At 42.3% G+C, this 9,576-nt stretch carries 9 protein-coding genes; all 9 read right to left on the bottom strand.

Features of this window, described 5'->3' with window-relative positions; translation table 11 throughout:
- Positions 1-149: 149 nt before the first annotated feature.
- Positions 150-1,088, bottom strand: coding sequence for an ABC transporter ATP-binding protein (locus DXB52_RS11085; RefSeq protein ID WP_035403278.1), 939 nt, complete (start codon positions 1,086-1,088; stop codon positions 150-152).
- A gap of 101 nt (positions 1,089-1,189) precedes the next feature.
- On the bottom strand, positions 1,190-1,876 hold the full coding sequence (locus DXB52_RS11080) for a response regulator transcription factor (protein WP_005342931.1): 687 nt from the start codon (positions 1,874-1,876) through the stop codon (positions 1,190-1,192).
- A 169-nt stretch (positions 1,877-2,045) separates the two neighbouring features.
- Complete coding sequence (locus DXB52_RS11075; protein ID WP_118107335.1) at positions 2,046-2,948, bottom strand: conjugal transfer protein; 903 nt, start codon at positions 2,946-2,948, stop codon at positions 2,046-2,048.
- Between the two features lie 14 nt (positions 2,949-2,962).
- Complete coding sequence (locus DXB52_RS11070; protein WP_118107333.1) at positions 2,963-3,970, bottom strand: bifunctional lytic transglycosylase/C40 family peptidase; 1,008 nt, start codon at positions 3,968-3,970, stop codon at positions 2,963-2,965.
- Positions 3,967-6,105: a CD3337/EF1877 family mobilome membrane protein gene (locus tag DXB52_RS11065; RefSeq protein WP_118107331.1), complete on the bottom strand. Its 2,139-nt coding sequence runs from the start codon at positions 6,103-6,105 to the stop codon at positions 3,967-3,969. Before DXB52_RS11065 ends, DXB52_RS11070 begins: the two co-directional genes overlap by 4 nt.
- A complete protein-coding gene (gene tcpF, locus DXB52_RS11060) occupies positions 6,102-8,555 on the bottom strand; it encodes a conjugal transfer ATPase TcpF (protein WP_118107329.1) in 2,454 nt (817 codons plus the stop codon). Before tcpF ends, DXB52_RS11065 begins: the two co-directional genes overlap by 4 nt.
- Positions 8,542-8,931 carry a conjugal transfer protein gene (locus tag DXB52_RS11055; RefSeq protein WP_005611098.1) on the bottom strand — a complete coding sequence of 130 codons (390 nt, stop codon included), beginning with the start codon at positions 8,929-8,931 and terminating at the stop codon, positions 8,542-8,544. Before DXB52_RS11055 ends, tcpF begins: the two co-directional genes overlap by 14 nt.
- A complete protein-coding gene (locus DXB52_RS11050; protein WP_008371331.1) occupies positions 8,867-9,061 on the bottom strand; it encodes a hypothetical protein in 195 nt (64 codons plus the stop codon). The genes DXB52_RS11055 and DXB52_RS11050 overlap by 65 nt, the downstream gene beginning before the upstream one ends.
- Entirely contained in the window at positions 9,045-9,548 is a 504-nt protein-coding gene (locus DXB52_RS11045) for an antirestriction protein ArdA (protein WP_055153250.1), read from the bottom strand. The genes DXB52_RS11050 and DXB52_RS11045 overlap by 17 nt, the downstream gene beginning before the upstream one ends.
- Positions 9,549-9,576: the final 28 nt, after the last annotated feature.

Raw genomic sequence — 9,576 nt, 5'->3', positions numbered from 1 at the left:
TCAAAAAATAGAGTAACGGAATATTGTATAATGATGCCATAATTAAGTTTGAAGAGCATTCTTTACTATCTAACAGCAATATGCTACTTAAAAGGAGATTGAATATTCCAATTCCCCAAAAATACCAACTGTGAAACAACTTATATATCTCAGTTTTTAGGAGATTTGACATCTTTTGTTCCTCCTATTTTGCTCAAAAAATAGTCCTCCAAAGTATCGCCAGATACAGAAAGTCCTGTTACAAGAATGTGCGATTCTGCCAAAGCAGACGCAACTGTCTCTAAATCATTCAAATAATCATACAAACGAATTATGCCATCTGGCATTAGTTTAAAGTTATCTGTATGAAGATTCTCTTCCAAAACCAGAACCGTTTTCTGAACATCTGTTGTTTTAATAGCTATATGTCGTTTACACCGTTCATTTAATTCATAATCAGAAATCTCTTCTATAATTTTTCCATGGTCAATCAGAATAAATTCTGATGCTGTTTGATACAATTCTTCTAAGATATGGCTTGAAACCAAAATGGTCATACCATATTCTTTATTCAAAATTTTCAATAAATTTCTGATTTCTACAATTCCAGCAGGGTCAAGACCATTGATAGGCTCGTCTAAAATCAATAGTTCTGGTGTATTTAAAAGTGCAATCGCTATCCCCAATCGTTGACGCATACCTAATGAAAAATTGCGGACACTCTTTTTACCTGTATCTTGCAATCCAACCATATCTAATGTCCTTTTAATAACTGATTTATCTGGTATGCCTCGTTGAATACGCTGTACTTCCATATTTTGATAGGCAGTCATTGACGGGAATAGAGCAGGCGTTTCAATCATACTTCCAATTCGTTTACGCTGTTTCTGCAATTCTTCTGTTCCAGAATTTCCCCATAAAGAAAGTGTACCACTTGTTGGAAACGCAAGCCCTGTGACTAATCTTAAAAAAGTAGTCTTACCTGCTCCGTTTTGACCAATAAATCCATAAATTTTTCCTTTTTTTATTTGTAAATTTATGTGGTCTAATGCTAATGTTTGTTTATATTCTTTGGTTAAAGACTTTGCTTCTAAAATAATTGAACTCATATCCCAAACCTCCTTTACTTAAACCAGTATAACGGGCAATTTTAAAGAATTTCTTAAATCGTAATGAGAAAAGTTAAAAAAATAATAAAGCTAAGGAACGTTTAATCCTTAGCTTTATGTAGGCGGTAGCCAATGCCCCAAACAGTATCAATAAATTCTGTATCAGAGCATATCGCTTTTAATTTATTGCGTAAATTACTGATATGAACATTAAGTGTATTATCCTCAGCAATATATTCCGTATCCCAAACACTTTGAAAAAGATTCGATTTTGAAAATACTTTATCTGGATATTTCATCAACAATTCTAAAATGCCAAATTCTTTAGCGGTTAAGGATAATTCTATTCCATTCAAAAATGCTGTATTTTTCTCTAGGTCTAAAGTCAGATTGTTATATTGCAAACATTCTGTCTGGCTATTTTGAAATTGTACTCTTCGCAGATTACTTTCAATTCTGGCAAGCACTTCTTCCATATCAAAAGGTTTTGTGATATAATCGTCTGCTCCCAGACGAAGCAAGTCGATTTTATTTTGTGTAGTTTCTTTCGCTGAAATAATAATAACAGGTATCGTAAATTTCTTGCGTACATCAGATAAAATAATATCACCACTCCGATAAGGAAGCATAATATCAAGTATAATCAAATCAATTTTTTCTTTATTCAAAAAATCCAGAACATGAAGTCCATCATATTGGCAATGCACAGCATATCCTTTTTCTTTTAGAAAATCAGCCAATAACGCATTTATTTCTAAATCATCTTCAATAATCAATATTTTATTCATTAGCCTACCTCATTCCTGCAATGCTACTTTCCCATTATACATTTAAGGTTGTATTTCCTCAATACCATTGCAACCAATTATATGAGAGGGATTCTTATTTTGTCAATCTAATTGTAAGCAGAATAGTATAGATTGGATAAACAATTACCATACTATTCTGCTGTAACATTTATTCTACAATCTTCCAGTTATCGTCCTTATGAAGCACAAGCTCACACTGTGAGATTTGCGTCATTTTCGACTTGTTATCCAGATACTTTACGGACACGCTGACTTTGAGGTTGTCGCCGTCTTTGGTAAAGACAGGGGTTACCAGTTCCGAAAATACATAGTCGCCGGATACAGGAGCAAGCACTCCGTCTTTGACATAATAGGCAAGTTCCTTTTCCGTAGCTGTCGGGTAGAGCTTAAAGAATGTTTCCAAGAAAGCGGTAGCGTCCTTGACTGTGTCGGAACTGACACTAACATCGGCTTCCTGTGTTTTGGGTTCATACTTTGATTTCTGTACCGCCGGAGCAAGGGTTGGATTCTGGGTAATGACCATTGCACCGTCCTTATCCACATGAACGGTCACGGTATAGTTTTCTATGACTGCCTGTGTCTGTTCTCCCTCTTTTACCTGCTGATCTACTTCGTAGGCAACGGTAAAATCGTCCGTTCCAGACTGCTTTACATTCCAGACCAGCACATTTGTAACGGTCGCACTGGTTGGTATGTCCGTTCTGATGGTATCGACGTTCAAGTCCTGTAATTCTTTGGTAAGGTATTTACTGATTTCTGTTGTCCTTGCTTCAATGGCTTCCTTGCTGGTATCCCATGAGTAGTAGGCTTTCGCAAAGTTCTTGACGAAATTTTCAATACCGTTGGTATCGTTCAATCTTAGCTGAATGATTTCTTTTTCATGTACCGTGTGGGTGTCAATGGCGGTAAAATTCTTATACACACCAAAGCTGGTGCTTGCAAGAAGTACTGCCCACAAAAGCAGGACAGATTTCTTATGTGTCCCGACTTTCATGGTACGCACTTTCTTATTCTTAGGTGCTTTCTCTGTTTTTTCTTTCTTCTTAAACATATTTCAAGTCCTTTCTATTGTTTGATTCTTCCGGCACAAATGATGTGCTGTTGCCAGTAGGCAGAGGTCAAATCGCTATAGCCGATTGGATTTCCGGCATGATACATCTGATTGTTTCCTACATAGATTCCTACATGGGTAACATAATCACTGGTATTATAGGTGGAATGGAAAAAGACCAAATCGCCAGCCTGTGCCTGTGACAATGGGATATGCTGGGTTGCGTCATACTGTGCCTGTGCGGTTCGTGGCAGGCTGATTCCGGCTTTTCCGTAGCACCACTGGGTAAGACCAGAACAGTCAAAAGAGGTGTTCGGGTTACTGCCACCGTAGACATACTTCCAGCCTTGATACTTCAACGCTTCATTCATAACAGCCTGTACCGTTTCGTTGCTGAACTGCTTCACGGTCAGATATTGGTTGACTAGCTCCACATAGAACATATTTCCGTAGTTATACCGCCAGCCACCATTTTTACTGACCGCTATCGGGTTCGTATAGGTCACTTTTATACCGCCGGATTTATTCTTTGCGAAATTCTCCGCAAGGTTGAAGCTGTGCTTTTTCCCGTTCTTCGCCACATAGTCTGTATAGCCACCACCATAGTTATAAGACTGTATGACCACGTTAATGTCATTCATGCCTTTTGCTTTACAGGAAGAAAGCAGGGACGCAAAATATTTACACCCCTGCTTAATGGATTCTTCTGTACTTAGTGAGTTTGGCGGTAGTCCCAGACTTTCGCTGGACTGCATGACATCGGTAGCCGTACCGCCACTTTCTACCTGTATGATGGCAAGCAGGACGTTCACATACTCCGTGATACCGTTTTCTCTGGCGTATTTTTCTACCATCGGCTGATGTTTGAGGACATCGGCTGACAGGTTCATGCCAGAGTAGACAGTTGAATAACTGTTGGAACTGTCGTCATCTTCGCCGGAAATCAGTATCCCGAAAAAGAGGACGATGGAGAAAAGGACAGGAAATATCGTACCTATGATAAGGATACGCTTTAATCTCATTTCTTCCGTCCTTTCTCTGGTTGCTTCGTAACAGTCTTACGATTTTGTTTTTGGTTGACCTGTGTTTTCTGTACCGTAGATTTCTTATGATTGCTGATGGATTCTGCTACGTTTGGCTGGTTCGCTCTGGCAACAGATTTAACCTGCTGTTCCTGTCTGATATTGGTTCGGACGGTTTCTTTTCCAGCCTTGATTTCTGCATTTTTTATCACAGGAGAAGTAGCAGGACGTTTCATATCCGGCTTCGTAACTATACCGGTCTGTGCTGGTTTTGGAACAGGTGTGGCAACAGGGCGTTCATGGCTTCTGGTAGCTCCGGCTGTCGCTGATCCATTCGCATGAACGGTCTGTCTTGCTTCCTGTGCTTTCTGTAATTCCTGCTTTTTCTGTGAGATATTTTCCCTGTGCAGGTTGCGTTTCTGTGTACGCTGTTCCTGTCGGTTTTCCCGTTCTTCCACAACGCCACGCTTAAAGTCCGATACATTATCCTTTGCTTTCTGTTTGGCAGAATGGACGGCATAACCAGCCTGTGTCGGCAGGTCTTTCACATTTTCTTTCAGAGAAGAAGCACTATCACGGACTTTATTTTTCGTATCCATCACAGCACCCACAGCAGAACCAACACGGCTTCCCATGCTGGCAGAGGTATTTTCCCGTTTCTTTGGCGGTTGGTTCGTTGCTGGCTTTCCGGCTCTGGCAACACTTGCACCAGCCACCGCACCTGCAACACTTCCAGCACCGACAGCCCTTGCAATCCTGTGTTCCATACGTCTTGCCCGATGTCGCATGAACACCATCGGTCTACGGAAAATCCGGCGACCTATCTGCTGGCTGTCATTGGCATTCAGGCTGAACATACTCATTAGCTCTCCGAGCTTCATGTAGATTCCGGCAAAACAGATTATCTGCAAAAATGCCACCATAAAGAACGGATAGTCTGTTGAGATATTGTAAAACATACTGGAAATCGAAAATGCCACCGTCACAACCAATGTAATTCCGGCTCTTGTCATAATGGCATTGAACACACGGACAACTGCCTGTTTCGCCATGTTTTCATAGGTTGGTATCATGGACATTAAAAAGCTGACAGGCAGGAACATGGCATAGATGATAAAAAGTATCTGGGAAAACAACATCATGCCGGTAAGCAGAAAGATAAAAATAGTAATGCCAAGATTGAAGATGAGCAGGAAGAACACCATGCCAAGACGGTTGACAACCTGCGGAATCGTTAGGTTGTCATTGTCGTTATCCTCAATCTCTGTTTTTACAACATTTTCCCTTGTTTCCCCATCTTCGTCTGACGGACTGGCAGATACCAGAGCTTCCACACGGTCAGTCCCGATTTCTTCGGTATCACTGTTCCCGAACTGCAATAACAGCCACGGTTTTTCTACCTGTATCGCAAACAGGCTGTCACGGATAAGGTCTACGCTGTCCTTGCCTTTGCTTTGTGAATCGGGGAGCATGATTTTTGTCCCCAAGTCCAGAGAAGCGGTGCTGATGTCGGAACTGAAATCATTGATTTTCTGGATATAATTGGGAGCATAAGCAATAAAGGACGCAGATACAATAAACACCACCACAAAGTTGATAACGGCGTGAAGTGCCTTGCTTGTTTCCCGTTTGAGAAGTCCTGTATAGGCGGTATAAACACCTACAATCAGAATGATAATGAGCAGGAATCCCACATAGAATCCACTGCTGGAAAATCCATGTTCGGTCACTCCGGCAAGTGTCTGGATACTTTTCCCGATACTGTCTGCCATGTCATTGATGAAGTCCAGCTTATACGCTTGTTGCACCACATACCCAGTGGCATTGCTAAGATACAGGCTGATTGTCCAGACAAAATTTGTGATACAGTAAAGTCCGTACTGCACTGATTTCCCAATGCCGTCCAGCCAGTTCCACGGAAGCCATGACCAGCTATTGTCCACATAGAAATCAAGCTGATAGTTGGAAAGCGGATACTTTGAATACAGGTTGTCTGCATTGACCGTATCATCGACCAGTCCAGACGCATGAGCTACCGTCCCAAGCAGGGACAGCAGTACCAGTGTGACGGTCACGGAAAGCAGAACCAGTTTCAGTACATGGAATACCTTTTCTTTTGTGACAGATTTCATCATTCCAAATCCACCTCACTTTTTATCGGCGGTCTGGTATCAAAAGCATGGAGCAGTTCTACAAAGACAGGGTGTATCTGTACCACACCGACACGTCCGTATAAATCCTGCATTAAGCATTGTCCGTTCTCCAAATCCCTCAACCGTTTCTGGTTGTTTTCGTCCTCACTGTCCAGACCGAAAAACTCTAAGGTCTGCTTGATTTCATTGGTATCTGTGGAGCGGAACGCAAACTTTAAGCCGATGTTATTTTTCAGACTTTCTTTCGATACGTCTCCAGAGGATTGTGTCACAAAATAGACTCCGGCGTTCATGGCTCTACCAGCACGCACCAGCTTATTTGAGAGTGTTTCTCCCTGTGCCACATTCAAGAACGCCCATGCTTCGTCAAGGTCTACAATCTTAAAAATGCTTCGGTCACTGTGAATGAAGTCAAGGGCAAAGGTACTGATAACAATTAAGATGGATACCGACAACAGTTCAATGGTCGTGTATTCCTCAAAGGTGGTATCCTTATCCGGCAGAACCAAATCTGCAACCTGTATAATGTTGAGCTGGTTATCCAGACTGATTGCATTTTCCACCGAACCGTCCGAGAACAAAAGCTGTGCAAAATCATAGTCCGTAAAACTTTCGATATGGTCTGCAATGTTACGGGATACGGCGGTATCCTCTTTTCGCAGTTCCTCAATGACCTGCAACAGCCCGTGGTTTGTGTTCTGGGATACCGTGCGGACAGCTTTTCTAAGGACAGGAAACTTTTCGCCATCACGACTGCTGATACCTGTAAGGAACGTCAGAATATCAATGGCAAGACTTTCAGCGTCCTTGACATCTTTCATAATCACATACGGGTCTAACAGCCATTGATTGCTGGAATCACTGGTAATGTTTACAATGTTGATTTCCTCTGCAATCTCCGGCAGTGTTTCTTTCCAGTTCCCACGCTCACTTTTCGGGTCTAGGATAACTGCCTGTCCACCGAACAGGACGGAATAATACACCAGCAGGTTATTACAGAATGATTTTCCACCACCAAGCGAACCGACAAAAGCAGAAGCCAACGCATTTGTGACCGTACCTTTTACCCCTTGACTGGCAAGGGACGGTTGTAGGTAGACATTTCTTCCCGTATCCACGGAATATCCGATATAGATTCCTGTATTTTCTCCCAACATCTGGGTAGCACCGAAACCAAGTCCGGCTAAAAAGTCGGATTTCACATACTGGATATAATCATTGATATAACGTTTGCTGGCTGGAAGAAACTCTCCATGCAGTCCCATCATATCTCCGGCAGGGCGAACCAGCTTCACATTCAAATCATCGTAAAAGTCCTTGACTTCATCACAACGGCGTTTCAGTTCGTCAAGATCGGGTGCAGATACCCGTATGACGTAACTTAACTTGTACATACTTTCCTTGCTCTGGTCTAAATCTGTTTCCAGTTCATCGACACTGTCTAAGGCTTCCACCACATTTGAACTTGTTTCATTTCCGGCTTGATAGGCGTGATTGTCCAAGTCCTTTAATTCCTTTTTCTTATTACGGACAGTGGTTAAGGCTTTCTTATTTCCGACAATCTCAACATTCATGGACGTATCCATAGGGAATGTGAACTGCTGTTGCTGGAAATAAAAGATTTCCGATGATGGGAAGTCCAGTTCTCCGACAATGGCATTGACCGTAAAGTAGGACACATAGCTTTCACTGTCCTCATGTTCCAGACGCAAATATCGCTGGCTTTCTTCCACCACGCAACGGGTAGGACGGATAAGGTCATAATACTTAATCAGTGTTTCTCTTTTTAATTTTCTTTTTGGAAGAGGATACTCATAATCTTCATAGGCTATCCCGTCCCTGCCGTAGAGGTGTTCCATCAGATACGCAAAGTCTTTGGCTTCCAGTCGGCGGATTTTGAACCTACGGGAGATTTTGTTTTTCAGTAATTTCTCCATCTTCACATAACGGTTGATTTCATCATTGCTCATAGAAACAAAGTCGTTCATCAGCGTATGCCTTACCTCATTCAAAAACTCACGGAATGTCAGAAATACCGATTTTTTGATGTTCTTCAGATTGACTTCGTCCTCTGTGACCATGAGCTTGAATCCCAGAAAGAAACGGTAATCTACTTGATTGTCGCCTATCATGGATACAAGGGCTTCGGTCTGGTCGTCTATCTTTTGGATTGCTACCTCACGGAGCTTTCCAGTGACCAGCTTCTTTGACTGTTCCTGTATGCTTCGGATTGAACTTTCAGTTGCAATCTGCAACGCATGAATCTTTCCCTCGCGGGACTGTGCGATAAGCTGACGGAAGCTGTCATGCACAAGGTATTTCTGTTCTGGGGATAAGAATGAATAATTGTACGGTATCAGCTCATAGTAGGCGAACACCTCATTGTCCTTATTCCAGACAAGGTTATTGTCGATATATTTAATCGGGAACATAGGTCACACTCCTTACTGCCGTGATAGTTTCCTCAAATTTCTGCTTATGCAGGTTCACGGCTTTTCCGGCATAAGTCACTTTGGGACGCAGGGCATACAGCACCATCGTCTTGATGTAACTGTATGGCTTTTTCCCGTCAAAGGTTTTCTGTGACATAAACCATGTAAGGGCAACGGGAATCCCGAAATATTTCAAAAACGCACCCTCAATCATGGAAAGTGGCGGTACATCTGCAAACAGAATGATGATAAATTCCGTCAGCACGAACCATGTAATCTGGGTAAAGGTCACAGGGAATGGCAGGTTTACATCATTGATGGCATACAGTACCTTTTCCACGTTCCAGATACTTGTATAACTTCGGATTTTCTTCACTTGTAAATGCTCCTTTCTTCATTTTCCTAACAACAGGGACAGCCGGATTTTCCAGACTGCCCCCAAGAGAAAAGCTGACAGTAGCACCAGTGGCGGTGCTGATCTGCCAGCCCTTAACGCAGTACCTCACAGATACCAGCGTTTGTTGCAATAAATGTCCCCTCTATATCGAGGTCACGCCCGTAGGCTTCATAGTCGATATAGTTCTGTAAAGAGGACGGGATTTCTCCGAGTACCTGTTCTTCATCAATCAGATAGTAGGCTAAATCGGTCATCGTTTCACAGCCGGAATACAGAATGATGTCGTCTTTATGCTCCACCAGTTCTTCCAGACTTCCATAATAGGATACGAAACTGTCCAAGTCGTCCAGCAGGTAATCCGGTAATTCTTCCAACTGCTCATAGATACGGTTCAGTTCTTCGATGGAAATGTATTCGCTAATCTCCATCGGGAAGTTGTCCGTATCATGGATTGCGTATTCTTCGTACTCTGCATTTAAGCCGATACGTTCTGCAATCACTTCTTCGTCCAACGGAAAAGAGAACCAGTCCCCGACCAGCTCTCCCTCATTGTACTTGCCAAGATTGGCTATATAGACTTGCATATCATCAATCATAAGCGGTTCACTTCCTTTCGGTTGTATT

The organism is Ruminococcus sp. OM04-4AA (genome assembly GCF_003462585.1).
GTDB classification, from domain to species: domain Bacteria; phylum Bacillota; class Clostridia; order Lachnospirales; family Lachnospiraceae; genus Mediterraneibacter; species Mediterraneibacter faecis.
The sequence above is the reverse complement of the archived record's forward strand: the minus strand, read 5'-3'. Positions and strand labels throughout refer to the sequence as shown.

Bases quoted from the DNA above. Each gene is read 5' to 3' on its own strand.
- DXB52_RS11075 (WP_118107335.1), bottom strand. From the start codon at position 2,948: ATGTTTAAGAAGAAAGAAAAAACAGAGAAAGCACCTAAGAATAAGAAA.
- tcpF (WP_118107329.1), bottom strand. From the start codon at position 8,555: ATGTTCCCGATTAAATATATCGACAATAACCTTGTCTGGAATAAGGAC.
- DXB52_RS11065 (WP_118107331.1), bottom strand. From the start codon at position 6,105: ATGATGAAATCTGTCACAAAAGAAAAGGTATTCCATGTACTGAAACTG.
- DXB52_RS11080 (WP_005342931.1), bottom strand. From the start codon at position 1,876: ATGAATAAAATATTGATTATTGAAGATGATTTAGAAATAAATGCGTTA.
- DXB52_RS11045 (WP_055153250.1), bottom strand. From the start codon at position 9,548: ATGATTGATGATATGCAAGTCTATATAGCCAATCTTGGCAAGTACAAT.
- DXB52_RS11085 (WP_035403278.1), bottom strand. From the start codon at position 1,088: ATGAGTTCAATTATTTTAGAAGCAAAGTCTTTAACCAAAGAATATAAA.
- DXB52_RS11070 (WP_118107333.1), bottom strand. From the start codon at position 3,970: ATGAGATTAAAGCGTATCCTTATCATAGGTACGATATTTCCTGTCCTT.